A 26,323-nucleotide genomic window follows, 5' to 3' on the forward strand; every position below is an offset into this window, starting at 1 on the left:
CTGTTTTAAAACAGAAACTTGATATCTTGATCTTATTATATAACAGAAAGAACAAAATGGTCAACGATTTTTTTGAAAAAAATAAAAAATAAAAAACAAGAAAACGGTCAAGCTGCTGTTTCCTGTTCCCGGCGGCTGACGAGGCAAATGGCCGGAACGAGGAGGACAGCGCTGACCGCAAGGAAAAAGGCGTGAGCAGAGAGATCAACCACGCTGCCGGAAAGCGGCGGGCCTGTCATGCTGCCGAGACTGTATAGCATCCCGCACAACAGATTGCCGGCGGGAAGCAGCTCTTTCGGCAACAGGTCGGTCATATAGGCGATGCCGAGCGAGAAGAGCGAGCCGGTAAACATGCCAGCGGTGAACAAACAGGCAGCCAACCCAACCGTGGACGCACCGACAGTGAGGGCAATCAAAAAACAACCGGCGCCGGCCAAGAGTGCACCGGTGATGATCTCGCGCCGCCCGAACCGATCGCTGAGCGCTCCGAGCGGAAGCTGAAAGATGATGCCGCCGAATGAGAAACAAGGCAAAATGAAGGCGATTTGTTCTGCGCTCATCCCCTCGCGCAAGGCGTACAACGGAAAGATGGAATGAACGGCCGCTTCCAAAAAACCGTAGGTAAACGGCAACAAAAGCGCTGGCCACGCCTGTTTCCAAGCGCCAATAAACCGACCGGCCGTCGACGAAGAACGTTCAAGCGGCTTTGGTTTTTCGTTCGGCAGCCAAAAGACGCCGATCCAACCGGCGAAACTAAGGAGAGCGGCTAAATAAAACGGAAGCGCCTTCTCGACCGAAGCGAGTGAAGCTAACAGCGGGCCGATGGTGAAGCCGAGGCCGAACGCCCATCCATACAGCGACAATCGCCGTCCGCGCTCAGCCGGCGGCGAAAAGTCAGTAATCCACGTTTGTGTCGCAAAATGAAGCATATGATCGCCGATGCCGATGGCAAAGCGAAGAACAAGCCAAAAGAAAAGTGAAGGAAAAAGTGGAAAAAGAATAAGCGAACATATTACAATGAAACCACCAAGGAGAATGAGGAGCCGATAGCCATAGCGTCTCAGCGGCCGTTCCAAAAATGGCGAAATGGCCAAGACGCCGATATACAGGGCGGCGGCGTGCGCCCCGTTAACGGACGAAGAGACGCCGTTTTCATCAAGAAGCATCGCCAAAAGCGGCAGCAACATCCCTTGCGACAGACCAGAGACGGCGACAATCCCGGTTAAGATGGCAAAACGCATCGTGCATCCCCATTTCAGTTGAAATCGCCGGCCGATCAAACAAGCGAGGCCGGATGTTTCCCAGGGCGAATGAATGCCCTTATCCATCGTACATAGAAACGGCGGTCAATGCAACGAAAACAATCAAGAGGAAAGGTGGAAGAGAAATGAACAAGGTGTTTGCTTGGATGACATGGATCGGCGTGCCGGTGTCGGTCATCGGCGGGTTTCTTCATTGGCCGACTGTCTTGATGTTTGTGCTGTACTGTTTGACGATCATTGCGCTCGCCAGCTATATGGGGCGAGCGACGGAAAGCTTGGCGATCGTCGCCGGACCGCGCATTGGCGGGCTGTTGAACGCGACGTTTGGCAACGCGGTCGAGCTGATCATTTCCATTTTTGCCTTGCAGGCTGGACTCGTTGACGTCGTGCTCGCTTCCTTAACCGGTTCGGTGCTCGGGAACTTGCTTTTGGTGGCTGGGCTATCGTTTTTTGTCGGCGGACTAAAATATAAGCGGCAAGAATTCAACATTTATGATGCTCGTCATAATGCCGGGCTGCTGACTTTTGCCATCTTCATCGCCTTTGTCATTCCGGAAGTGTTTACCATGCATATGAATCACAGCGAACAAGTTGCGTTGAGCGTTGGCATTTCGATCATCATGATCTTGCTTTACGCCGCCGCCCTTTATTTCCGGCTTGTCACCCATCGCGGCGTATATCAGCATAAATCAGAAGAAGTGGAAGAAGATGAAGAGCCCGAATGGGGCAAAGGGAAAGCGACCGCCATTTTGGCGCTGGCGACGGTTGCGGTCGCCTATTTATCGGAACGGCTCGTTCACACGTTTGAAACGGTCGCCGAGTCATTCGGCTGGAGCGAGCTGTTTATCGGGATCATCATCGTGGCCATCGTCGGCAATGCGGCGGAGCACGCTTCCGCGGTTATTATGGCGTACAAAAACAAAATGAATGTCGCGGTGGAAATTGCCGTCGGCTCGACATTGCAAATCGCCATGTTCGTTGCGCCGGTGCTTGTGCTCGTTTCGCTTTTGTTTCCGGAAAAAATGCCGCTTGTCTTTTCACTTCCTGAGCTGGTGGCGATGGCTGCTTCCGTGCTTTTGATGATCGTGCTGTCAAATGATGGTGATACGAACTGGTTTGAAGGGGCGACGTTGCTCGCTGCCTATACGATCATGGGCATCGGTTTTTACTTGCTGTAAGTGACTGCATCCGGGCGTTCGCCGTCCGGGTGTTTTTTTTTTTGCGGGCGCGGGAAATGGAGCGCCAAACGGGGAAAATTTTCGCCGCCGCGGATAAACGGCGCATTTTGAAAGAAACTAACAGTGAATAACGTGGGAAGAAAGGAGTGAAGACGATGAAAAAGTGGGCTGTTTCGCTGTTCGTGAGCGTGCTTCTTCTTTATGCGGCGGCGTTTTCGGCGCTGGCGGCTGCCGGCAAACCGGCGCCCGGTGCGGTGATTGATATATCGAAAGAAAATACGTATCCGAACCCGACGCAAGATTTGCCGCATTTGGAACCAAGCTCGTTTACAAAACAGCTGTTAAGATCGGCGAATGTGAAAATTGAGAATCCCGAATTGATCCATCTCTTTAATGAATCTTCGGCGACCGACACGCCATGGGCCGTTGGCTTCAGGGCGACGATTTATTTAGGCCAATGGCCGCTCAATTATCAGTCGATCGAAACGTCGACGAACTGGGAATATCAAAAGGTCAACACGAATTTCCTTGATAACCGCGGCGGCGATACGGCGCAAAAGTTGTACTATAAACAAGAAATGCAAAAATACGTCCGCGGCGGGTTGACGGTGAAAGTGCCGAATGAAGACGCGGTTAAGCGGATGATGTTAAACAAAGCGATGGAAAAGACGAACTTGCCGCTCTCTTTCAGCACGGTCGTCGGCCTTGGCACGAAAAAAGACCAACCGTACAACGTACCGGCGAAAAAAATAGGTTATTTGTACGCGTACGCTCCGGCGGTGAATGAAAAAGGGAAAGTAACATACGGGGAAGTGTACGTCGTGCTCAAAGGAAACAAAAAGAAAATTGTCGTCAAAAACGTGACGACAAGAGGGGTTGGGGCGTGGATTCCGGTGCAGGATCGCCTGTACATGTCGTATGTGGTGAGTGAACAGCCAAGATAAAACGTCAAGGAAAAGCTCCTTGACGTTTTTTATCGGCCAATGCGCGCGGACCGCTTCGTAAAATCGACGCCGCGGTAATACGTCTGCTTCACAAGGACGTTCGGTCCGAGGCAGCGTGCCGACGGGCAGTGGCAAAGAAGCTCCCTAGCAAGCTTTGAGCGCCGCCATTTGTCATACACGTCTGGCAGCGAATCGTGAATGATGTTGCCAAGCGGCGGTTCATCACCGAAATCGGTGACGATGACATCGCCGGTGAAAATATTGACATTGAGCCGTGAACGTCCGTCCGGATCGTTGCGCACGGTGACGTTTTTGCTTTCATACAGCCGCTTCAATAGGCGCACATCTTCTTCGTTGTCGCTGCACGGGTAAAACGGCAGCGTGCCAAACAGCATCCAGACGTTTTCGTCGCGAATGTCAAGCAAATGGTGAATCGCTTCGCGCAATTCGTCCAAGCTCAATGTCTCTAAAGCGCTGGCAAAATCGCTCGGATACATCGGATGGATTTCATGGCGCCGGCAGCCCATTTCCTCGACAACTTGGCGGTGGATTGTTTCCAAATGGCGGACGGTCCGTTTGTTTAACATCGTTTCCGCGGATACCATCACGCCGGCATTTGCCAGCGCTTTTGCATTGTCAAGCATGCGCTGGAAGTATTTCTCGCGTTGGGTGCGCGTCGGCTTCCGCTCCATCATGGCAAAACCACCTTCGACAAAGTCGTCGACCGTCCCCCAGTTGTGCGAGATATGGAGCACATCCAAATACGGAATGACTGGTTCATAGCGAGACAAATCCAACGTCAAGTTCGAATTAAGCTGCGTCCGCACCCCGCGCTCGTGCGCGTAGCGGAGAAGGGGAACGACGTATTGTTCGACGGATTTTAATGACAGCATCGGCTCGCCGCCGGTGATGCTTAATGACCGCAAATGCGGAATTTCCTCGAGCCGGCGGAGCAACATGTCAAGCGGCAGCGCCTCGGGATCTTTCATTGTCAACGTATAGCCAACAGCACAATGCTCGCAGCGCATATTGCAAAGCGTCGTTGTGGTAAACTCAATATTCGTTAGTTGTAGTTTTCCATATTCTTCAATATCGACGTACGCTTCCCAAGGGTCATACGCCGGCGTAATGGCTGGCATGGTGGATGAACGCATCGCTTTCTCCTCTCTCCATGACAAAGTCCTATGGTTCATTATTAGCCGCCTTAGCAACGCTTGTCAATCGTTTTAGCTGCTTTGCATCTACCCTATTCGTATGATGAGAATAAAACCATGATGAGGTCAAAAAGAAAGATTTTTTACACAACGCTGGAAAACGGAGTATAATAGAAAAAGATGGGACAACCGCATCTGGACGATAAACAGGGGAAGGGGCGTTTGCACAAATGGAAAAATTCCAGCAAAGCATGTATGACTTGATTGTGGAAACATCTACGAAGCTGCCAAAGGATGTCCGTCGAGCGATCGCTCGGGCGAAAGTGCGCGAAAACGCTGGCACGCGGGCGGCCATGGCGCTCAATACGATCGTCGAGAACATTCAGATGGCGGATGAAAACGTGTCTCCCATTTGCCAAGACACCGGCTTGCCGACGTTTAAAATCAAAGTGCCGGTCGGCGTCAACCAAATCGAAATGAAAAAAGCGATTCGGGCCGCCATTGCCGAAGCGACGAAAAACGGCAAACTGCGCCCGAACTCGGTCGATTCGCTCACCGGCAAAAACAGCGGCGACAACTTGGGAGAAGGTGTGCCGGTCATCAAATTTGAACAATGGGAAAACGATTACATTGACGTTCGCCTCATTTTAAAAGGCGGCGGCTGTGAAAACAAAAACATTCAGTACAGCCTGCCGTGCGAACTCGAAGGGCTCGGCCGCGCCGGCCGCGATTTGGACGGCATCCGCAAATGCATTTTGCACGCGGTGTACCAAGCGCAAGGGCAAGGGTGCAGCGCCGGCTTTATCGGCGTCGGCATCGGCGGCGACCGCTCGTCTGGCTATGAGTTGGCGAAAGAGCAGCTGTTCCGTCCGGTCGATGATGTCAATCCGATTGAAGAATTGCGCCAACTCGAAGAATACATTATGGAAAACGCCAACAAACTTGGCATCGGCACGATGGGGTTTGGCGGCGAATCGACGCTGCTTGGCTGTAAAATCGGCGTTATGCACCGCATCCCGGCGAGCTTCTTCGTTTCGGTCGCCTACAACTGCTGGGCGTTCCGGCGCATGGGCGTGAAAATCGATCCGGCGACTGGTGAGATCATCGAATGGCTGTACCAAGACGGCGAAGACGTCGATTTTGCAAAAGAGTTGGAAAAAGCGGAAGCAGCCGCGGCGCTTGAACAAGGCGACACACGCGTCATCGACCTTGTTCCGCCGCTGTCGGAAGAACAAGTGCGCCAGCTTCGCGTCGGCGACGTCGTCCGCATCAGCGGCGTCATTTACACCGGCCGCGATGCCATTCATAAATATTTGATGGACCATGACGCGCCGGTCGACTTGAACGGGCAAATCATTTATCATTGCGGTCCGGTCATGTTAAAAGATGAAGAAGGCCGCTGGCACGCCAAAGCAGCCGGCCCGACGACAAGCATCCGTGAAGAGCCGTACCAAGGCGACATCATGAAAAAATTCGGCGTCCGTGCTGTCATCGGCAAAGGCGGCATGGGCGCGAAGACGCTGCAAGCGTTAAAAGAACACGGCGGCGTGTACCTAAACGCCATCGGCGGCGCAGCGCAATATTACGCCGATTGCATCAAATCCGTGGAAGGCGTTGATTTGCTGGAGTTTGGCATCCCCGAAGCGATGTGGCATTTGCGCGTCGAAAACTTCACTGCTGTTGTCACGATGGATTCGCACGGCAACAGCTTGCATGAAGATGTGGAAAAATCGTCGCTTGAAAAGCTGGCCCAGTTCAAAGAGCCGGTGTTCAAGTAAGAGGGAGAGCTGAATTTCAAGCACATGGCTATTGGTATTCACAAGCTGATCCCGTTTTCTTCTCTGTCCCCAAAGCGCTCGCTTTTGGGGCTTTTTTTTGCAAAAAATGGCGCGCGTAAAGCGGTCAGGGGTGAAAACAATAAGAAAGAGGAAAAGATGGCGGCTAAGGAGGAACTAGGCATGAGATGGCTCATTTCTCTCGTTTTAGCGCTCGCGCTTTTTCCCGCCCCTGCTTTTGCCATAAGCAATGCGCCGATCCATTGGGGATTTAAGCGAAGCGAAAATCACGAACCCCCATCGGCGGGAAAAAAGCTCGATGAGCTGCTCGCCAAATATGACGCCTTTTATTTAGGCGACACGAGTAAAAAAACGATCTATTTAACATTTGACAACGGGTATGAAAACGGCTATACGGCGCAAATTTTGGACGTGTTAAAGGAAAAACATGTGCCAGCCGCCTTTTTTGTCACTGGTCATTATTTGCAAACGGCCCCCGATTTAGTCAAGCGGATGGCAGCGGAAGGGCACATCATCGGCAACCATTCATGGCACCATCCCGATTTGACGGTGGTGAGCGATGAACGGCTGCGGGAAGAGCTGGAAAAGGTAAGGGAAAAGACAAAAGAGCTGACTGGACAAAAAGGAATGATGTACCTTCGCCCGCCGCGCGGCATTTTCAGCGAACGGACGTTATCTCTCGCCCGCGACCTTGGCTATTATCACGTCTTTTGGTCGCTTGCGTTCGTCGACTGGCAAACCGACCGCCAGCGCGGCTGGCAATATGCTTACGACCAAATCATGAAACAAATCCATCCGGGGGCGATTTTGCTGTTGCATTCCGTGTCCAAAGACAATGCCGAAGCGCTGCCGAAAGTGATCGACGATTTACGCAAACAAGGGTACACGTTCGCCAGCCTTGATGACCTTATGGCTAAAAAGACCGGCCTTCATCCGTGGCTGTTTCGCCCATAAGCCGCTTTCATCACTTGAGCACAAAAGCGGTACGAAACGTTGTGTGTTGGACCATTCGAAAACCCGCCTCGTTCTGTCAACCGAACCATATGCCGCTGCCTCGTCCTGCCAACAAGTTGGTTCGACGGGGCGTTTTTCGTTATAATAGGGGCACGGACAAATGAGAAAGGTGAGAACGATGTGGAAACGAACGATCACCGTGCCGGCGCCGTATGATTTCGCCCACGCGCTTGAACGGCTTGCGCTGGATCCGCTCCTGTCAGTTGATTTGAAGCAGCGGCGCATCACCGTGCCGCTTCATCTCGATGGTTTAAAGGTGCCGGTCGTGATTGAAAGCATCGGCACAAAAGATGATCCTCGCTTTGTCGTCTCCGCACCGCATCCGGAGCGGCAGGAAGACATCATCGAGCGCGTCTCTCATTTATTTCAATGGCGGACGCCGCTCGCTCCGGTGTATGATCATTTTCGCGCGACCGAGCTGGCGCCGCTGTTTGCCGAGTATGAGGGGCTGCCGCTTGTGCTCGATTTTGACTTGTATTTTTGCCTAATGAAATGTTTGATCCACCAGCAGCTGCATTTAAAAGTCGGCTATCGGCTGACGGAACGGTTTGTGAAAACGTTCGGTGAGGAGCGGGACGGCGTTTGGTTTTACCCGCGCCCGGAAGAGGTGGCCGCCCGTTCGTACGATGACTTGCGCGCCTTGCAGCTGAGCGGGCGGAAAGCCGAATATATCGTCGATGTGTCGCGCCTCATTGCCGAGGGGGAGCTGCGGCTTGACGAACTCGGGCAGATGGAAGATGGCGAGGTGATGGAGAGGCTGACCGCCGTGCGCGGCATTGGTCCGTGGACGGTGCAAAATTTCCTCCTCTTCGGCCTCGGCCGCCCAAACGTCTTCCCGCCGGCGGATATCGGCTTGCAGCGGGCGGTCGAAAAATGGTTCGGGCTGCAAAAGCGGCCGACTGTCAAAGAGATGGCGGCGCTTGGCGAACGATGGAAGCCGTACGCCAGCTATGCGGCGCTTTATTTATGGCGAAGCATTGAATGAGAGGGACCGATATGGCAAAGCAACAAACAAACATCAAAATCAAAAAAGGCGAGCAATTTCCCCTGACCATTCAGAGGATCGGCATTAACGGCGAAGGGGTCGGCTATTTTCAAAAACAAGTCGTCTTCGTCCCCGGCGCGTTGCCGGGCGAGGAAGTTGTCGTCGAAGCGACGGACATCCACCCAACCTACGCCGAGGCGAAAATCAAACGGATCCGCAAGCGCTCGCCAAACCGCATCAAGCCGCCATGCCCGCTCTATGACCAGTGCGGCGGCTGCCAGTTGCAGCACTTGGCGTACGAGGCGCAGCTCGAGGCGAAGCGCGACATTGTCATCCAGGCGCTCCGCCGCCATGCTCGGCGCCTCGATGTCGACAAGCTTGACATCCGCCCGACGATCGGCATGGACAACCCGTGGCATTACCGAAACAAAAGCCAGTTTCAAGTTGGAATGAAGGAAGGGAAGGTGCTCGCCGGGCTGTACGGCATCAACTCCCACCGGCTCATCGATCTATCGGAATGCCGCATCCAGCATCCGCAAACGACGCGCGTCACGAACATCGTGAAAACGATTTTGCAAGACTTGCGCATCCCGATTTACAACGAGCGGACAAGAACGGGCGTCGTGCGGACGATCGTCGTCCGCGCCGGCTTCCATACGGGCGACATTCAGCTTGTGCTTGTGACGGCGACAAAAGACATTCCGCGCAAAGAGCTGTTGATCGAGGAAATCCGCCGCCGTCTTCCAGAAGTGAAATCGATCGTGCAAAACATCAATGGCGAAAAAACATCGCTCATTTTCGGCGACGAGACAGAAGTGCTCGCCGGCGACGAATACATTCAAGAAACGCTCGGCGATTTGTCGTTTGAACTGTCGGCGCGCGCCTTTTTCCAGCTCAACCCGTTGCAGACGGTGAAATTGTACGACGAAGTGAAAAAAGCGGCCGCCCTCACCGGAACGGAGCGGATCGTTGACGCTTACTGCGGCGTCGGCACGATCGGTTTGTGGCTTGCTCGCGATGCCAAAGAAGTGCGCGGCATGGACACGATTCCGGAAGCGATCGAAGACGCACAAAACAACGCCAAAAAGCATGGTTTCACCAACACGCACTATGTCGTCGGCAAAGCCGAATATTGGCTGCCAAAATGGGTGAAAGAAGGCTGGAAGCCGGACGTCATCATCGTCGACCCGCCCCGCGTCGGCTGCGACCGGGCGCTGCTTGAAACGATTCTCCGCGTCCGCCCGAAAACGGTCGTCTACGTCTCATGCAACCCGTCCAGCCTCGCCCGCGATCTCGATGCCTTGGCCGCACAATACCGCGTCGATTACATCCAACCGGTGGACATGTTTCCGCACACGGCGCATGTGGAAGCGGTGGCGAAGTTGTGGCTGAGTGTGTAAACCCAAAATAAACTCGTTCCACTCAGAAAATACTCGTTCATGAAGAAAAATAAAGTTGAACTTTGGATGATTTTTACTGGAAAAAAACATCGGCCATCCCCCGCTCCTTATGGGAAAAGAAGTGGGAGAGAAAAAGCAGTGAAATCATTGAAATATCAAGGAAAATCGAATAGGAATGGGGAACAAATAAAAGGGAAGAAGCGGGAGAAATCATCCGTTCTTCCTTTTTTCAGGAATCGAAATAAAGTTGGGGTTGTTGAGAGAGGACGATCGTACTCATCAAGTGAAACGTTTGCCTAGCCCATTACTAAATAAGAATCCCTTCTAACAGGGGCTCGCCGTTAGAAGGGATTTTTTATTGAAAAAATAGAACGCTGGTCGCTTCTGATTTAGCACAAGGGAAGCTGGGTCATGATATCTTGGTCAAAAATACGCCTCCAGTCGTAGACAAAATATATCTACAGAACATGAAGGAAAGCAGGTTGTCTGCGGTACGATGGAAGACGAAAGGAGGCAAAAAGGATGGGAAAAAAAATCGGGATGCTGCTCGCCGGAGCCATTGCTGCGCTTGTTTTGCTGTTTCATCTTGGGCCGCTTGTCGGGCTAGCGATCACGCTGGCGGTATTGTACTATGCGTTCAAGAAATACTTGAAAGCCCCATCGACGTTCGGGAAAATCGTGTGGGCATTGATTGGCTGTGCAGCGTTAGTTGTCAGCGCTTCGAATGTGCCGGCGCTCATCGCGCTTGTCGCGGCGTATGTGTTGTATGTCGTGTATAAAAAATGGAATGGGGTGAAAGACGAGCGCGCCGTTCCAGAAGCAGACGACCCGTTTGTCAACTTTGAAAAACAGTGGGCTGAGCTGCAAAAGCATTATTCATGAAATCAATGGAAAAGGAGCGAATCGATGATGAGTGTGTTCTCTCAACGGATTGGTACAAGCGCTATGCATTGAGAGTGTGCTATGTCGAACGCGATTCATTTTTTGATAGGGAGTAGGTGTTCTGTGAACACCAAAACCGCTCCGTTTCATCAAGATGAACATGGAAGATGAAACGGAAGCGGTTTTTGACGTGCGGTGGACAGGGAAAATGGCTGGCTAACTGAGAGGGGTTACGCTTGCTTGGTCAGTTGGCGAAGTTTTCGGTCGTGGTGGAGCACTTTTGTTGTCAACACTTCGACCGAGGCTTGAGTGTCTGCTAGTTCTTCTTCAAGGTGATCGATTCGTTCGTTCAGTTGTCTGTTCATCTGTTGCATTTCCTCACGAAGGGAGTCGATTTTGGCCTCAAGCCGGGTCTCAACAGCGCGGATTTCTGCCCGGAGCTGTTGCCCCATTTCTTGCATCTCGCTGCGGAGTTGTTGTCCCATTTCTTGCATCTCGTTGCGGAGCTGTTGTCCCATCTCTTGCATTTCATGGTGCAGTCGTTGCTCCATTTCCTGCATTTTCGAGCTAATTTTGTCAGAATGCTGTTCGAGCGCTTGAAGCACCGCTTGAATGATTGTTTTCTCTTCCACTTTTTCTCACCTCCTCACAAGTATTATACAAAGAAACGGGGCGAGAAAGAAAGAGAAAATATGGTGGTTTTCGTCGAACGTTGACGGTTCGTTTTTGGTTTAGGATCGCGCGTTTTCGGTTTATCATGTCGCCCGCTTTGCTGTACAATAAACTCATATAAAAAGGCTGTTTTGGCCGCAAAGGAGATGACGATATTGGATGCAGGATGGAAGTTCGACAACAGTTATGCAAGGCTGCCGGAGCGCTTTTTCAGCGAAGTCCTCCCCACGCCGGTGCGCGCGCCGAAGCTTGCGGTGTTCAATCGTTCGTTGGCTGTCAAGCTTGGGTTGAATGAGGAAGCGTTGCGAAGTGAAGATGGGGTGGCTGTGTTCGCTGGAAACCAAATTCCAGACGGAGCTGAGCCGCTGGCGCAGGCGTATGCAGGGCATCAGTTCGGTTATTTTACGATGCTTGGCGACGGACGGGCGGTGTTGCTTGGCGAGCACGTCACCCCAAGCGGCGAGCGGGTGGACATCCAGCTGAAAGGATCGGGCCGGACGCCGTATTCGCGCGGCGGCGATGGGCGGGCGGCGCTTGGGCCGATGCTGAGGGAGTACATTGTGAGCGAGGCGATGCACGCGCTTGGCATCCCGACAACGCGAAGTCTTGCGGTCGTCACAACGGGAGAGACCATTATGCGCGAAACCGAGCTGCCTGGGGCGATTTTAACCCGCGTCGCCTCGAGCCATCTGCGCGTCGGGACGTTTCAATACGCGGCGCAATGGGGGACGATAGAGGAGTTGCGCGCTCTGGCCGATTATGCGCTCTGGCGCCATTTTCCTGGCTTTGAGGAGGCCGAAAACCGCTATTTGTTTTTGCTTGAACAAGTGATCGAACGCCAAGCGGAATTGATCGCGAAATGGCAGCTTGTCGGCTTTGTCCACGGGGTGATGAACACCGACAATATGACGATCAGCGGGGAAACGATCGACTATGGGCCGTGCGCGTTTATGGACACGTATAGCCTGGCGACGGTGTTCAGTTCGATTGATACGGAAGGGCGGTATGCGTACGGAAACCAGCCGTACATCGGGGGCTGGAATTTGGCAAGGTTTGCGGAAAGCTTGTTGCCGCTGCTTGATGAGAATGAAGAAAAAGCGATCGCGCTTGCCCAAGGGGCGCTTGACCAATATCCGAAGCGGTACCACCGCCATTGGCTTGACGGGATGAGAGCGAAACTTGGCTTTGCCGAAGAGCAGGAGGGGGATCAGGAGCTTATTGCGGATTTATTGCGGCTGATGGAGGTGCACCGCGCTGACTATACGAACACGTTCCGGGCGTTGACGTTAGGTGAGTATACGGGGATGGCGCTGTTTGATTCCTCTGAGTTCCGCGAGTGGCACGAGCGCTGGCAAACAAGGCTCAGCCACGAACCGGTGTCAAAGAAAGAAGCGTATGAGCGGATGCGCCGCCATAATCCGGCTGTGATCCCACGCAACCATCGGGTCGAAGAGGCGCTTGCTGCTGCGGTCAACTGCGGCGATTACAGCGTGATGGAGCGTTTCCTTGAAGCGTTGGCCGACCCGTACGCCTACTCGCCGGAGCAAGAGAAATACGCCGAGCTGCCGCCACCGTCTGACCGCCCGTACCGGACGTTTTGCGGGACGTGATGAAGAGGGGGGATTTGCGGCTCCTTTTTTACTGGGGCGCTTTGGTTTAGCGGCAAAGGTGAAACGAATCCTCCTTTGCATCGCCTAATTTCCATAGAGGTGTTGCCAATGAAGCGAAATGTTCTGCTTTTCGCCGCGGCGGGGATGCTGTTTGTGTGTGCCGCCATCCTGCATCTCAAGCCGTTTGAGCCAGACAAAACGAGAGAGCCAAAGGCATCCACATCGTTTCACCAGCACATCATCATCCGCAATTCGGCCGATGAGCCGCTTTTGCCTAGTGTGAAACAAGCAGGGGCGATGGAAACAAACAGAGAGCCGCAACCGTTGCCTAACGTCGATTTGGGCGATCCGGTCGTAATCACGAAAATGCCACATGTCGACGCAATGAAGGTGCCTTGATTGGCGTGCATGGTTTTCCACAACCGAAAATCGATCATGCGGCAGGGGAAAAGGGGCTGGGCAGGAGCCCCTTTTTTCTTTTTCCTCTTTACTTTCGCGTTGCGTCAAGGTGTATCGTCATGAAGGTAGCGTCAAAAGTTCTATGAAAACTCCACACAGATCATCCCATTGAGCATCGTGGGGCATGCGGAGGGCCGGATTCGCCCTTGACCAACACCCGCCAAAGGTGGGAAAGAGTCGTCAAGGGCGACGGGGACAAAAAGAAGGCAATAGGAAAGCCGCCCTTGCCATGACCGAATTTTACCTTTGGCGGTGTTCGGTTGGTCAAGGGTTCGCTTCGCCGAATCCGGCAGGAGTTCTGTTCAACGGGCTCCGGAGGACAAAAAAGTCAGGGCTCCTCTTGTAGGAGAAACGCTTGGGCCATGGCGATCAGCTTCGTCCACCGGGCCGGCATATGCGGCAGCTCAGCGAGCTCCGAGATGACGACCGGCACCCGGCCTTCGAGCGCGCCATGCGGGCGCAGAAAGTTGAAATACGCCACAAACAGCGTCACAAAGGACACCGAGCCTTCTTCCGCACCGAACCCATGGGTCGGGCGATAGTTGCCTTTAAAGGTCCGGTTGAATCGCTCGATGATCTGCTTGAGAGGGCGAAACTCTTCCGAGACCGGATCTTCGTTGGTCAGGCCGATCACCTGGCGGACGTCAAACGAAATCCCGTGCTGGGCAAAGAAGTGTTGCGCCAGCAGGTAAATCGGGTTGCCATCCACGACAAACGACAAGTCGTCTGGGAGGGACGGCAGCTTTCGCAGGACATCATCGATGGCCTGGATGGCCGAGAGCGTGTCCCGCTTGGGCGAGACGCGATACGACAGCACGATCTTTTTGACGGCATCAAACATAAAGAACAGGTAATGCCAGCGCCCTTTGACGCGAATATACGTCTCGTCCCCGCAAAACGAACCGGACAGCTCATACGGGAACCGGTCGACAAAGGGCTTGATCCAAAGCGCGGCGCTGTTGGCGTAGTTGAGCACCGTCTGATGGGAGATCGAGACGCCATGGATGTCCTTCATGGCGGCGGCGGTCTCCCTCGAGGACATCCCAAAGTTGACGTAGTACGTCAACACGAGCCCCAATACGTGCGGCGACGCAGCCAGCCGGGACAAATCGACCTTCGGTTGGATGGGCGACGAGGAAGCCAACGGGAGAAAGTCAAACAAGAACTCTCGAAACAAATACCGCACCTTGAAGGCTTGAGGATCCTGTTGAAACTGTTGGCGCTCCTTCTTGGTCATCCGGCGAAGGTTGGCCTGGTAAAACGGGCAATCGTTGTTCTTGCACTTATAGATGTTGTATTCTTTGCGTTCCTTGATCTTTTCCAGCGTCTTTTTGCAGTGCGGGCAGCGAAAGACCGCTTGCTTGGTGAACCGGTTTCGGTGGTTGAACCGGCATTGGCACACTTTGCATTGGTATTGCCCTTTTCCGCCGTTATTGGCGTACAGGTAAGAAGAGGGAGCCTGGCAGCGAGGGCAGGTCAACGAATCCGGAACACGGTGTTTCGCCGTTGCCCGGCGCTGGATGGGCCGTAAAGGACGTCCGTGCTGGGCTTCATAGTCTGCCAACAGCTTCCGGTAATCAAGGGTTTCCGGCACATCGATGATCGGAAGGTCATCGACCTGGAGTTTCCGGTACGGCTTTTGGATGGGTTCGTCCAAGTCCTCGAGATTCAAGGATTTTCCCAATATCACACCCATCAAATACACAATGATTTGATATTGGGTCTTGATTATTTCGAGCAAATAGGCTAATAATTGAGGTAACAAAGCTTGTCACTCCTTTGTTTTGGCTGTTGGGTGTCGTTACCTCAATGATGGCCGAAAACAACGGGGGTGGCAAGCTTTTTTTCGTTCAACCGTTGAAACTCAAGGGAAAACCGTGAGTGTGGAGGATACACTTTTGACAATACCGTCATGAATAGGGAGGTGAGGAACATGGAATATACGGTGCATGAGCTGGCGAAACTGGCGAGGATAACGAGCCGGACGCTCCGGTATTATGATGAGATTGGTTTGTTGAAACCGGCGCGGTTGAGCGAAGCCGGGTATCGGCTGTACGGGCCGCGGTGAAGTCGATCTTTTGCAGCAAATCCTCTTTTACTGCGAGCTCGGGGTTGATTTTGCAGGGTGAAAAACAGCTAATCGATCGGCTGCTTGCCTTGTTCGAAGGCAGGCTGAGTGTTTTTGTATGCCTGCCCTTGATAATATTGCCTCTTCCTCAAGATTGCACCATCGAATCCTTTCTGTGCGGCATCTCGTCAACGGTTAGAAAGCCGTGTTTTCAATACAGAAACGCTTCATGCAACACAATTGGGACGATGACGTAATCCAGCGATATGCCATTGCAATTGTTATACGTTGTCATTACAATTGAGGGCATAAAGATGCAAAATAGAATGAGGTGAATGTTATGTTTCCTTTCTCTGGAGAGTTGAAAGATCTAGAGTCAAAATTGTTACATACATTAAGAGAATTCGAGTCAATTCAAAAAGCGTTGGATGAATCAACGATTGTTGCGATTACCGACCACACGGGAAAAATTACATATGTGAATGAGGCTTTCTGCCGCATCTCTCAATATAGCCGTGAGGAACTGATTGGAAACACTCATCGCATTGTCAATTCAGGATACCATAGCCGAGAATTTTTTAAACATATGTGGAAAACCATTGGGAAAGGGAAGGTATGGAGGGGAGAGATCAAAAATAAAGCGAAAGACGGGAGTTACTACTGGGTTCAGTCTACTATTGTCCCCTTTTTGGATGAACGAGGAAAGCCGTATCAATACGTGTCGATTCGAACGGATATTACTCGCCTGAAGCAGTACGAAGAACAAATCAAACATATGGTCAACCATGATGATTTGACAGGTCTCCCCAATCGCCGTTTTTTAAGAGAGCAGTTTCCTAAGTTGCTGAAAGAGACGAAAGAGGAGGAACGACTGCTGGCCGTTTATTTTATTGATTTAGCGCGGTTTAAAAACATTAATGATTCATTGGGGCATTCTGTGGGAGACGAAGTGTTGAGACAAATGGCTGCTCGTTTTCGAACAGCATTAGATCAAAAGCTGTTTTTGACTCGCGTGGGCGGTGATGAGTTTGTCGCTGTGGCGCCGCGAGTGAATTATCAGTCTATCCTTGCATATTTGCGGACAATTCAACAAACGTTAGCTCGGCCTTTGATGATTGAAGGAAGAGAGTTCGTTCTTTCCGCCAATATCGGAATCAGCGTCTTTCCTTTTGACGGGCAAGATTTGAATACGTTGCTCGGCAATGCGGACATGGCCATGTATCATGCGAAAGAGAAAGGTAAATTTTATCAATTTTATCATCAGACGATCAATCAGCGACTAGTTAGGGAAACGGTGTTAGAAAGCCATTTGCATCGGGCCATCGAAAGAGACGAACTAATGCTCTATTATCAGCCGCAGTACGATCTGTCTACTGGGAAACTGATCCGCCTAGAAGCGCTGATTCGTTGGTATAATTCAGAACTTGGATGGGTTCGTCCTGATCAGTTTATTCCTTTAGCTGAAAAAATAGGATTGATGCCAAAACTCGATGAGTGGGTGCTGTCTACGGCATGCCGGCATAGGAAAATGTGGAAACAAAGAGGGGGATTCGAAGTGGATTTATCCATCAACCTGTCTGCTTCCCATTTCCAAATACCAGGCATGGCTAAACGGCTCCTTTCCATTATTGAAAGCAATGGAGATGATCCATGTCGATGGGAATTTGAAGTGACGGAACATATTATGATGCAGGATAGTGCAGTCGTGTACGAAAACGTAAGCCAGTTAAAAGAGGCGGGCGTTAAACTGGCGATTGATGATTTTGGCGTAGGGTATAGTTCATTAGGATATATAAAGAAGTTAAAAGTGGACCGTTTAAAAATCGATCGTTCGTTTATCAAAAACTTACCGCAATCCGCTGATGACCAAGCCATTGTGGCTGCTGTGATCACGATGGCTCATCAATTGTCGATGGATGTCGTTGCAGAAGGAATTGAAAATGAGAAACAAATTCAAATATTAAAGGAAATGGGGTGCAACGGAGGGCAAGGGTATTTTTGGAGGCAGCCTGTGTCAGAAGCGGAGATTGGATCGTTGTTGCAATGCAATGAGTGAACAGTTCAAAATGGCAATATAGAGGTTGTCTCGCCATACTCGGGCATGTTGAGGCAACAAATGAAGAGGGAAAGGAGCTGATTTCATGGAAACGCTCAGACAACGGCTGCGATCCATGGACCAAAAAAGCTATAAGGCATATAAAGCGATCGAAGGTACGTATCGGTTCCCAACGTTTACGCTCGCAATTGACCATGTGCAAGGCGATCCGTTCGCCGAACCGTCCAAGGTGCGGGTGATCGTGCCGCGGGTGAAAACGGCGCTGGCGGCGGAGTGGACCGATACGAAACCGCGCCGCATTCGCTGTGAGGATTTGCTTTTGCGCCGCGTCCACCGTGAATTGCGGCAATGGCCGCTGCGGGCGCGCGGGTCGGGAAAAAGCGGACTCGTCTTGATTGATGCCCCGGGGCAAAAAGTGTTCGAACGGACGGCGGTGCAAGTGGCTGACGAGACGATTACGGTTTGTTTGTCGGTCGGGTTGCCGGCGAATGGGCGGCGCATTTTGGCGAAAGAAGCCGAGACCATCTTTTTCGAGCAAATTCCATCCGTCATCGAGCGGGCGGTGTACGGCCTTCGGGAAGAGGACATTCGTGCGGCGGTCGAGCTTGCCGATCAGCAGCACGCCATTCGCCGCTATTTGCGTGAGCATGGTTTGGTGGCGTTTGTCAAAAACGGCGCGATTTTGCCGCGCGAAAGCGGAGTGAGTGACAAGCCGATGCAACGCGGGGCGGTGCCGTTTCAAAGCCCGCCGGAGCTGGAGATCGCGATCCCTGTCCCGCACCGCGCCGAGCCAGTGAAAGGCATGGGCATCCGAAAAGGCGTTACGCTTATTGTCGGTGGCGGGTATCACGGCAAATCGACCTTGCTTCAGGCGTTAGAGCACGGCGTGTATGACCATATCGCCGGCGACGGACGGGAGTTTGTCATCACCGATAGCGGGGCGGTGAAAATTCGCGCCGAAGACGGCCGGAGCGTCGCCAGTGTTGACATTTCGCCGCTCATTGGCACGCTGCCGTACGGCAAAGAGACAACGCAGTTTTCAACGGAAAACGCGAGCGGCAGCACCTCACAGGCCGCGAGCATGATCGAAATGATTGAAGCGGGGGCATCGGCGTTTTTGATTGACGAAGATACAAGCGCGACGAATTTGCTCATCCGCGATGGACGCATGCAGGCGCTCGTGGCGAAAGAAGCCGAACCAATCACGCCGTATATCGACAAGGCGCGTCAACTATTTCGCGATTACGGCATTTCGACGGTTCTTGTCGTCGGCGGGTTGGGGGATTACTTGGATATCGCTGATTGCGTGATCAAAATGGAGCAGTACGTCCCGTTTGATGTGACGGGGGAGGCGAAGCGGATCGCTGCAGAGATGCCGTCGGGACGGAAAGCGGAAGGCGGAGAGTCGTTCGGCCGCATTCGCGAGCGCATTCCCCTGCCCGAAAGTTTGAACAGCCAAAAAGGAAAAAAAGCAAAAGCCGTCGCGCGCGGACGGCACGTCATTCAGTACGGACAAACCGATCTATTGCTTTATGCGCTTGAGCAGCTGGTCGATGACAGCCAAACGAGGGCGATTGCCGCGGCGCTGTTGTATATGGAACGAAAAGGATGGCTCGACGGGAAGAAAACCATCCGCCAACTACTCGATGCGATCGAAGAACAATGGGACCGGCAAGGGTTAGGCTCGGTTTCGTTCCGAAAAGGGCATCCGGGTGAGCTTGCTCGCCCGCGCCGCTTCGAGCTGGCGGCGGCGCTGAACCGGCTGCGGACGCTCCGGTGTACCCAGCAGTAGCCATCTTGGAAAGGAGAAAGCCGGTTTGCTTGTTCTTGGCGACGTTTCCGCGCAGGTTGGATTACGGTGTTATTTGGGAGGAGAAATGGCTTGGTTTTTCCCAACCGCAACAAAAAATAGGGGCGCAGGATGTGCGGCAAGGACGTTTGTTTTCCCTGCTAGCCAACGGAACAACGGACGCTCTTGTTTCAACAGGGGCGGCCGCATGCCGGTGTCGGCTTAGGCGCGACCGGTGCGGGGCCGCTGCTCTTGTTCCTATAGATGATGCCTCATGCCCCGGCAAAACACGAATGAAACCGTTTTCTGTCGACGCCTTGCCGATTTTGCTCTAGCGCCATCCATCGATTATGGCTATAATAATGTTTATCAGTGCAACGTGGCGGATGGCGGCGGGAAGCCGCGGGTTGGTTAGGGGGATCAGGGCATGAACAAGTCAAAAGGTTGGATGGAATCGGAAATCAGCAAAGCATTAACGAAATGGGAAAAAGATTTTCTCGGCCGCGGCTCGGTGTCAGTGAAAACCGATATTTTGCGCGATATGATTATCGTTTCCCTGCACGGCATCCTGACACCTGCTGAGTACGCTCTTTGTGAATCGAAGGAAGGGATGCTGGCGGTGAAACGGTCGCGGACGAGTTTGGTGGAATCGGGTGTTGATGACTTGAAAGAGATGATTTTCGAGATTACAGGCGAGCAGGTGAAAAGCTTCCATACCGATTTAAGCACGCGAACGGGTGAGCGGATTATCGTCTTTAAGCTGTTCAACGATTTGGAGAAACAGTTGCCAAAATAAATTTTTTCCATGACAAATCAACAAAGTTGTTGTATAATTGAAACAACTTTTGTATAGTAAGTATAGAATAAAATAGTGGACGATGCTGTCGGGAGCCCTTCAAAAAACCTACGCGTGCTTAGGTTCGTTGAAGGGAAACTGACCGTCGTCTGCCGCACGACAACGAACGGGAGATCTTCAAACAATCGAGCGACGATTGGTTGGAGATAAACCGGCTATGGGCAATCGATAGGCAATGGAACGGCCTTTTTCGGCCGTCTTGCCTGATTGACATAGCCGGTTTTTTCTTTTCTCTCGAACGATGTGCAAGCAGATGAGGGGAGGAGATAGCAATGGGGAACGAATGGTTCGCATGGGGATGGCTGGCGGCGGTTGCGGTCGTTTTCCTAAGCGCGATCGTGTGGCTGTCTCCGCGCGTGTCGGAACGATATGTGCATGTGCACGTTTGGCTGCTGTTGTTGCCGGGGGCGGTGGCGCTATTCGGATGGATCAGCGCCGGCGCGGTCGACATCGGCCTGTGGCGGTTTGATGCGACGAGCTGGCTGTCCGCCGTTTATATTTCGCTTCTAAGCTGGGCGATTCAACGGTTTGCGGTTCGCTATTTGCACGGCGACCGCCGCTATCGGCTGTATTTTTCGCTCTTGACATGGACGTCATTTGCCGCTTCGCTCACGTGGGCGACCGGCGACTTGCGGTTGATCGCAGTGTGCTGGGGGTTGCCGCTCGCGGGGCTTGTGGCGTTGACCGCGTTGAAAAAAGAATGGGAGCCGGCTCAGTTCGTCGCCCGGCAGATGGGCATGCTGTTTTTGGCAAGTTGGATCGCTGCGGCCCTCACCGCTGTTTGGCTTGGGGCGAGAGTCGGTGAATGGACGCTCGTCTCGGCGTTGTCGGCGGAACGTTTGGCTCGTCTCGCTCTATGGGAAAGGACGGTGATGAGCGGATTGCTCATGTTGGCTGCCGTCATTCCAGCTGGGCAATGGCCGTTTCATCGCTGGCTGATGGAATCAGCCGTGACGCCGACGCCGGTGTCAGCGGTGATGCATGCCGGTCTTGTCAACGCTGGGGGGCTCTTGCTTTGGCGCTTTTCTCCGCTCTTTAACGAAACGTGGGCGCATGTGGCGCTGTTTCTGATCGCTTTTGCCTCGATTTTGATTGGCACGGGCGTTAGCTTTGTTCATGTTGACTACAAGCGCCAGCTCGTCGGTTCGACGATGGCGCAAATGGGCGTCATGCTTGTGCAATGCGCCCTGGGCGCTTACGGGGCCGCAGTAGTGCATTTAGTGCTGCACGGGTTGTTTAAAGCGACGCTCTTTTTGCAGTCCGGGTCCGTCGTGCCGCGAGTCGGTCGGGTAGGATTGCGAAAAACAGGAAGTTCATGGCCGGGCGGCATCATCCTCGGCGTGCTGCTTGGGTGGGCCTTTTGGCAGGCGGCTCCGCACGAACCGGCCCGGCTGTTGAGCGCGCTTTTGCTTGCGGCCTCGGCAACGGTTGCCTGGGGACGGCTTACGGATTTTCGCGAAGGCCGTTGGCTGGGCTTTGCGGTTGTCGTTGCTTTGGCGTTGGTGTCCGAAACGGTGCGCCATCAATTTATGGCGCTGCTTCATAACGGGATGCCGTCCGTGTTTCTGCCGCCCGCTTCGTTCGAATGGCTTGTCTGCGCTCTGTTTGTTGCCGCGGCGCTGGTTGCTGTATGGATCGCGAACCGGCGCAGCTCCATGCTTGCCATTCATCTGTACATGTGGCTTGTTCACCTTGGTGAACCGCGTCCGGCGGCGACCGAAGCACACCCGCGTTATTTGGCGTCCTATCTAAAGGAGGGGATGGTTCATGAGTAGAAGCGTCATATCACTTGAACGGTCAACGGAGGCAAAAAAAGCAGCCGCTTGTCCGCTCGAGGCGATCGTCAGCGAAGCGGCGAAGGTGATCGTTCCGCTTTGGCCGATTTCCGCGTTTATCGCCCGCCATCCGTGGATGGGGATGGAAGACAAGTCGTTTGTCGACGCGGCTGACCGACTGCAAGAAGCTTACGGCATCGACTTGTATCCGCCAATGGCCGTTTTTCATGCGGCGCTATCCAAAGGGGAGATTGACGTTTCCTTCATCGAGCGGCGTCTGCAACGATGGTTGGATGACGAGCCGCTTCCTGCGCCGCGCCATGAAGCGGAACGGCTATGCCGCGCCCTCCTTTGGAACGATGCGGTGCCCGAAGAAGCGCTTCAGGTGCCGGAACTGATCGAGTTGGCCGCCGCTATGCCGCTGCGCTCTGTTTCCATCCGCACGCGGTCTGTGCGCCTTGGTTTGGAAAAGCGGTTGGATCAACAAATGATCAAATGGTGCAAGCTGTTTTACGATCCGGGGGAGGCGGCGTGGGCGCTGCCGCACCGCGAGCGCGGCTTTTACGGGGCATGGCGCCGGTTGGCGCCTCTTGATCCGTCCTTGTCCAAGGAGGAGCGGAAACGGCTTTTCGATTGGCCTCACCATCCAGAGGAGGCGCTGCAACGGGCGCTTGAACAGCTCGGAGTGCAGGATGAGGAAGCCGTGGTCTATTTAGAAGCGCATTTATTAGCTCTGCCCGGCTGGGCGGGGATGATGGTCTGGCAATCGCGCCAGGCAGGTGACGAAATGGGCGGATTGATTGATTACTTGGCGGTTCGTTTGTCGCTGGAGTGGGTGTTCACAGCGCCGCATCTGCCGCTGAAGGAGGAAGAAAACGAAGACGATCGTGCGGTTGGGCCGCTGTTGGCCGCCTGGATCCACTGGGGCGGCATGACGTTGGACGACTGGCGGCGCCTGTCGCTAAAAGACCGTCAAGCTCGTCTGGTGTTCGCTGATCGGTTCTGGCGGATTGGCCGCCGCCATCTTTGGCTTGAGGCGTGGGAAGATACGTATGAAGCGAAGCTGAAAGAAGCGGTTCTCACCCGTCAACCTGAGGAGCCAAAAGAGCAGGCGGCAGCGCAGCTATTGTTTTGCATTGATGTGCGCTCCGAGCCGTTCCGCCGTCATGTAGAGGCGGCCGGCCCGTTTGAAACGTACGGCTGCGCTGGCTTTTTCGGCTTGCCGATTCAAACGCGCGTGCTTGACGGCGATGACGCCCATCCGTCTTGCCCGGCGATCGTCGCGCCGCAGCACGAAATCAACGAAACCGCTTCTCCCGAAACGGCGGCGCCGTACCGCCGGCGGCGCGATCTGTTCCGCTTTGTCGGCCGGACGTTTAAAAAAATCAAGCAGCATCTGCTGGCTGGTTTGCTGCTTCCGGAAATGAGCGGGCCGTGGCTCGGTTTGCATACGATCGCCCGCAGCGCGGCGCCGGCTTGGGCCGGGCAAGCCATTCATCAGGCGGAAATGTCGGCGCAACAAAAACCGAAGACGACGCTGTCGCTCGATCGCCAAGGGCATGACGAAACGACTGGGCTGCCGATCGGGTTGACAAAAGAAGAGCAAGTGCAATACGTAAAACAACTCCTCGTCAACATTGGCTTGACGTCCTCATTTGCCCCGCTTGTCGTCGTCTGCGGCCATGAGAGCGAGACGACAAACAACCCGTATGCCTCGGCGCTCGATTGCGGGGCGTGCGGCGGCGCGGCCGGGGCGTTCAACGCCCGCGTATTCGCCGCGTTGGCCAACTTGCCGCACGTGCGGGATAGGTTGGCGAAAGAGGGAATCGTCATACCGGATGAGACAGTGTTCGTCGCTGCTGAACATATCACAACCGTTGACGAGCTGCGTTGGGTGGAAGTGCCGCCGTTATCCGAAGCAGCGAAACAGTCGTTTGAGCAGCTGAAACAGGCGCTTGCCGGCGTCAGCCGCCAAGCCAATGCTGAGCGGATGGCGAAGCTGCCGCATGTCGGCGTCATGCCGCGCGATCCGGTCGTCGAAGCCCGACGCCGCGCCGTTGACTGGAGTGAAATTCGTCCGGAATGGGGGTTGGCGGGGAACGCCGCTTTCCTGATTGGCCGGCGGGCGTTGACAAAGGGCGTTCATTTAGACGGCCGGGTGTTTTTGCACAGCTACGATTGGCGCGAAGATCCGACCGGTGAGGCGCTGGCCGGCATCATCGCTGGGCCGGCCACGGTTGGGCAGTGGATCAACTTGCAATATTATGCTTCGACAGTGGCGCCGCATCATTACGGAAGCGGCGACAAAACGATCCAGACGGTGACCGGCGGCATCGGCGTCATGCAAGGGAACGGAAGCGACTTGCTAGCCGGCTTGCCGTGGCAGTCCGTCGCCGCGTCTGACCGTGAGTGGTTCCACTCTCCGCTTCGGTTGCTTGTTATTATTGAAGCGCCATCTTCCTATATCGAGCGACTGCTCAATGAAAACAGCGAATTTCGGCGCAAAGTCCAAAACGGCTGGCTCCGTCTCGCCTCGATTGACCCAGACAGCGGGGCGTGGGTGAGCTGGGAGGCAGGACGCCTTGCGTCGGTACAGCAACGCTAAAAAGAAACGATATGCCGCTTGCCGGGTTTGTTTGGCAGGCGGCTTTTTTTCGCTGACCGCCAAACGAGGCAGGGAAAATGGATGCACGCCGCGAAATAAGATAGCAGCTGGTGTAACAGCAGCAGGAAAGACGAGGAAAGAGGGAAAGCGGATGAAAACGCAGTTTATCGCTGGTCATGCGCGGCTTCCGGCCGGAATGGCGGCGAAAAGCCTTTACGATACGCTGACGATTACGGCGGAAATTGATAAAAAATACGGGGTGATCGTAGAGGCGTCGTGCACGCTCGCCACCGAACATGGGCGCGATTACGTGGCCCGCCTGCTTCGCGGCCATTCGCTGCGCGATGGCATCGACGGTCTGCTCGCCGAGCTTGACGAAGGGTATTTAGGGAAAGCCCATTCTGCTCTGTGCGCGGCGCTAAAAGATTTGTACAAACAATATTGCAAAATGGAGGAGAAAGAGTCATAAGCAGCTGCCCCACATCGGTTGATGGGGGGCAGCTGCGTTTTTGTGCGGGTCAGCGGTTTGGCCGCCCATGATTTCGTCGGTGCTTCAGTTTTCAGCCGGCCGCCATGCCGGCAGCGTTTTGCGCAGCGGTTTGTCTTGGCGGTAGCCGAGCACATATTCGGCCTGCATGATCGTATGAATTTCCCGCGTTCCTTCGTAAATGACCGGCGCTTTCGAGTTGCGCAAGTAGCGCTCGACCGGATATTCGTTCGAATAGCCGTAGGCGCCATGGATTTGCACGGCATCGTCGGCCGCCTGGTTCGCGTAGTCGCAGGCGATCCATTTGGCAAGCGATGTTTCTCTCGTGCAACGCCGGCCTTCGTTTTTGAGAAAGCCGACTTTGTAAACGAGCAGGCGGCTGATTTGCAAACCAGCTTCCATGCGGGCGATCATTTGCTGGACGAGCTGATGGCGTCCGATTTCTTTGCCGAATGTTTTTCGCTCGTGGCAGTATTTGACGCTCGCCTCAAGACATGCCATAATGAGGCCGACCGCGCCGGCGGCGACAGTGAAGCGGCCGTTGTCAAGCGCCGACATGGCGATTTTGAATCCTTCCCCTTCTTCGCCGAGCAAGTTTTCTTTCGGAACGCGGACGTTGTCAAAAAACAGCTCCCCTGTGTTGCCGGAGCGGATGCCAAGCTTCCCTTTAATCGGGCGCGACGAAAAGCCGGGCATCGTCCGTTCGACGATAAAGGCGGAAATGCCGCGATGCTTTTTCGATTTGTCCGTATAGGCGAATACAAGAAAATGGTCGGCGATGTCAGCGAGGGAAATCCATGTTTTTTGCCCGTTTAAAATGTAGTCATCTCCGTCGCGGACGGCTGTCGTTTGGATGGAAGCGACGTCCGAGCCGGCATTCGGTTCGGTCAGGCCGAACGCGCCGATTTTTTCCCCGCGTGCTTGCGGGACAAGGTATTTTTGTTTTTGCTCTTCCGTCCCCCATTGCAACAGCGTCAAACTGTTCAGCCCGGTGTGAACCGATACGGCGGTGCGAAACGCCGTATCGCCGCGTTCGAGCTCTTCGCAGACGATGGCAAGCGAGTTGTAATCCATGCCCATGCCGCCATATTCTTCGGGAATGCAGACGCCCATTAAATTGAGCTCAGCGAGCCGCTTGAAAATGTTGCGGTCAAATTCGCCGCACTCATCCCATTCTTTGATATAAGGCATAATTTCTTTATCGACGAATTTGCGCACCGTTTGCCGCAGCATTTCTTGTTCGGGTGTAAAATCGAAGTTCATCATCGTTTCCATCCCCCTATGCAACTGTTTGTTTTTAATGGTTTTCGTGTCAACGTTCGTTTCCCTTG

At 53.7% G+C, this 26,323-nt stretch carries 20 protein-coding genes and 1 pseudogene; 16 read left to right on the forward strand and 5 right to left on the reverse strand.

The genetic code is table 11. From position 1 onward, the window contains the following. Positions 1-107: 107 nt before the first annotated feature. Positions 108-1,241 carry an MFS transporter gene (locus tag DI44_RS13845; protein ID WP_033024701.1) on the reverse strand — a complete coding sequence of 378 codons (1,134 nt, stop codon included), beginning with the start codon at positions 1,239-1,241 and terminating at the stop codon, positions 108-110. Positions 1,242-1,387: 146 nt separating this feature from the next. On the opposite strand from DI44_RS13845, the gene cax reads away from it, so the two are divergent. Further along, entirely contained in the window at positions 1,388-2,440 is a 1,053-nt protein-coding gene (cax, locus tag DI44_RS13840; protein ID WP_033024702.1) for a calcium/proton exchanger, read from the forward strand. 155 nt (positions 2,441-2,595) lie between these two features. Continuing rightward, positions 2,596-3,384, forward strand: coding sequence for a YfkD famly protein (locus tag DI44_RS13835; protein ID WP_033024703.1), 789 nt, complete (start codon positions 2,596-2,598; stop codon positions 3,382-3,384). 29 nt (positions 3,385-3,413) lie between these two features. Here DI44_RS13835 and yfkAB read toward each other — a convergent pair whose 3' ends face one another. After that, on the reverse strand, positions 3,414-4,538 hold the full coding sequence (gene yfkAB / locus DI44_RS13830) for a radical SAM/CxCxxxxC motif protein YfkAB (protein WP_033024704.1): 1,125 nt from the start codon (positions 4,536-4,538) through the stop codon (positions 3,414-3,416). A 230-nt stretch (positions 4,539-4,768) separates the two neighbouring features. Between yfkAB and DI44_RS13825 the strand changes: the two genes are divergently transcribed. From DI44_RS13825 to DI44_RS13805, 5 genes are all read left to right on the forward strand, one after another. Further along, positions 4,769-6,316 carry a fumarate hydratase gene (locus tag DI44_RS13825; protein WP_033024705.1) on the forward strand — a complete coding sequence of 516 codons (1,548 nt, stop codon included), beginning with the start codon at positions 4,769-4,771 and terminating at the stop codon, positions 6,314-6,316. Between the two features lie 180 nt (positions 6,317-6,496). Then, on the forward strand, positions 6,497-7,288 hold the full coding sequence (gene pdaA, locus DI44_RS13820) for a delta-lactam-biosynthetic de-N-acetylase (protein ID WP_033024706.1): 792 nt from the start codon (positions 6,497-6,499) through the stop codon (positions 7,286-7,288). Between the two features lie 178 nt (positions 7,289-7,466). Continuing rightward, positions 7,467-8,333, forward strand: a complete 867-nt coding sequence (locus tag DI44_RS13815; protein WP_033024707.1) for a DNA-3-methyladenine glycosylase — start codon at positions 7,467-7,469, stop codon at positions 8,331-8,333. Then, complete coding sequence (gene rlmD / locus DI44_RS13810) at positions 8,330-9,733, forward strand: 23S rRNA (uracil(1939)-C(5))-methyltransferase RlmD (RefSeq protein WP_033024708.1); 1,404 nt, start codon at positions 8,330-8,332, stop codon at positions 9,731-9,733. Before DI44_RS13815 ends, rlmD begins: the two co-directional genes overlap by 4 nt. 522 nt (positions 9,734-10,255) lie before the next feature. After that, entirely contained in the window at positions 10,256-10,615 is a 360-nt protein-coding gene (locus tag DI44_RS13805; protein WP_033024709.1) for a hypothetical protein, read from the forward strand. 230 nt (positions 10,616-10,845) lie between these two features. Here the strand turns inward: DI44_RS13805 and DI44_RS13800 are convergent, their stop codons facing one another. Next, a complete protein-coding gene (locus tag DI44_RS13800; protein WP_033024710.1) occupies positions 10,846-11,247 on the reverse strand; it encodes a hypothetical protein in 402 nt (133 codons plus the stop codon). A gap of 186 nt (positions 11,248-11,433) precedes the next feature. Between DI44_RS13800 and DI44_RS13795 the strand changes: the two genes are divergently transcribed. Both DI44_RS13795 and DI44_RS13790 read left to right on the forward strand, forming a co-directional pair. Continuing rightward, positions 11,434-12,897, forward strand: a complete 1,464-nt coding sequence (locus tag DI44_RS13795; protein WP_176202396.1) for a protein adenylyltransferase SelO — start codon at positions 11,434-11,436, stop codon at positions 12,895-12,897. A gap of 108 nt (positions 12,898-13,005) precedes the next feature. After that, a complete protein-coding gene (locus DI44_RS13790) occupies positions 13,006-13,296 on the forward strand; it encodes a hypothetical protein (protein WP_033024711.1) in 291 nt (96 codons plus the stop codon). A gap of 388 nt (positions 13,297-13,684) precedes the next feature. On the opposite strand, the gene DI44_RS13785 is transcribed toward DI44_RS13790, so the two are convergent. Next, complete coding sequence (locus DI44_RS13785; protein WP_033024713.1) at positions 13,685-15,121, reverse strand: DDE-type integrase/transposase/recombinase; 1,437 nt, start codon at positions 15,119-15,121, stop codon at positions 13,685-13,687. A gap of 147 nt (positions 15,122-15,268) precedes the next feature. Between DI44_RS13785 and DI44_RS17730 the strand changes: the two are divergent. From DI44_RS17730 to DI44_RS13755, 7 genes and pseudogenes are all read left to right on the forward strand, one after another. After that, positions 15,269-15,473: pseudogene (locus DI44_RS17730) on the forward strand (MerR family transcriptional regulator); the annotation flags it as partial. A 291-nt stretch (positions 15,474-15,764) separates the two neighbouring features. Next, positions 15,765-17,480 (forward strand): EAL domain-containing protein, encoded by a 1,716-nt coding sequence (locus DI44_RS13780; protein ID WP_050483818.1) that lies wholly within the window; start codon positions 15,765-15,767, stop codon positions 17,478-17,480. 85 nt (positions 17,481-17,565) lie between these two features. Beyond that, positions 17,566-19,272, forward strand: a complete 1,707-nt coding sequence (locus DI44_RS13775; RefSeq protein ID WP_033024714.1) for an ABC-ATPase domain-containing protein — start codon at positions 17,566-17,568, stop codon at positions 19,270-19,272. A gap of 424 nt (positions 19,273-19,696) precedes the next feature. Continuing rightward, positions 19,697-20,065 carry a DUF2294 domain-containing protein gene (locus DI44_RS13770; RefSeq protein ID WP_033024715.1) on the forward strand — a complete coding sequence of 123 codons (369 nt, stop codon included), beginning with the start codon at positions 19,697-19,699 and terminating at the stop codon, positions 20,063-20,065. Positions 20,066-20,397: 332 nt separating this feature from the next. Then, a complete protein-coding gene (locus tag DI44_RS13765; protein ID WP_033024716.1) occupies positions 20,398-21,900 on the forward strand; it encodes an NADH dehydrogenase subunit 5 in 1,503 nt (500 codons plus the stop codon). Beyond that, positions 21,893-24,505 (forward strand): DUF2309 domain-containing protein, encoded by a 2,613-nt coding sequence (locus tag DI44_RS13760; RefSeq protein ID WP_033024717.1) that lies wholly within the window; start codon positions 21,893-21,895, stop codon positions 24,503-24,505. Before DI44_RS13765 ends, DI44_RS13760 begins: the two co-directional genes overlap by 8 nt. 151 nt (positions 24,506-24,656) lie before the next feature. Next, positions 24,657-24,974, forward strand: coding sequence for a DUF3870 domain-containing protein (locus tag DI44_RS13755; RefSeq protein ID WP_033024718.1), 318 nt, complete (start codon positions 24,657-24,659; stop codon positions 24,972-24,974). Positions 24,975-25,058: 84 nt separating this feature from the next. On the opposite strand, the gene DI44_RS13750 is transcribed toward DI44_RS13755, so the two are convergent. Next, positions 25,059-26,258 carry an acyl-CoA dehydrogenase family protein gene (locus tag DI44_RS13750; protein ID WP_033024719.1) on the reverse strand — a complete coding sequence of 400 codons (1,200 nt, stop codon included), beginning with the start codon at positions 26,256-26,258 and terminating at the stop codon, positions 25,059-25,061. Positions 26,259-26,323 lie beyond the last annotated feature (65 nt).

Source organism: Geobacillus sp. CAMR5420, assembly GCF_000691465.1.
Taxonomy (GTDB): Bacteria; Bacillota; Bacilli; order Bacillales; family Anoxybacillaceae; genus Geobacillus; species Geobacillus thermoleovorans.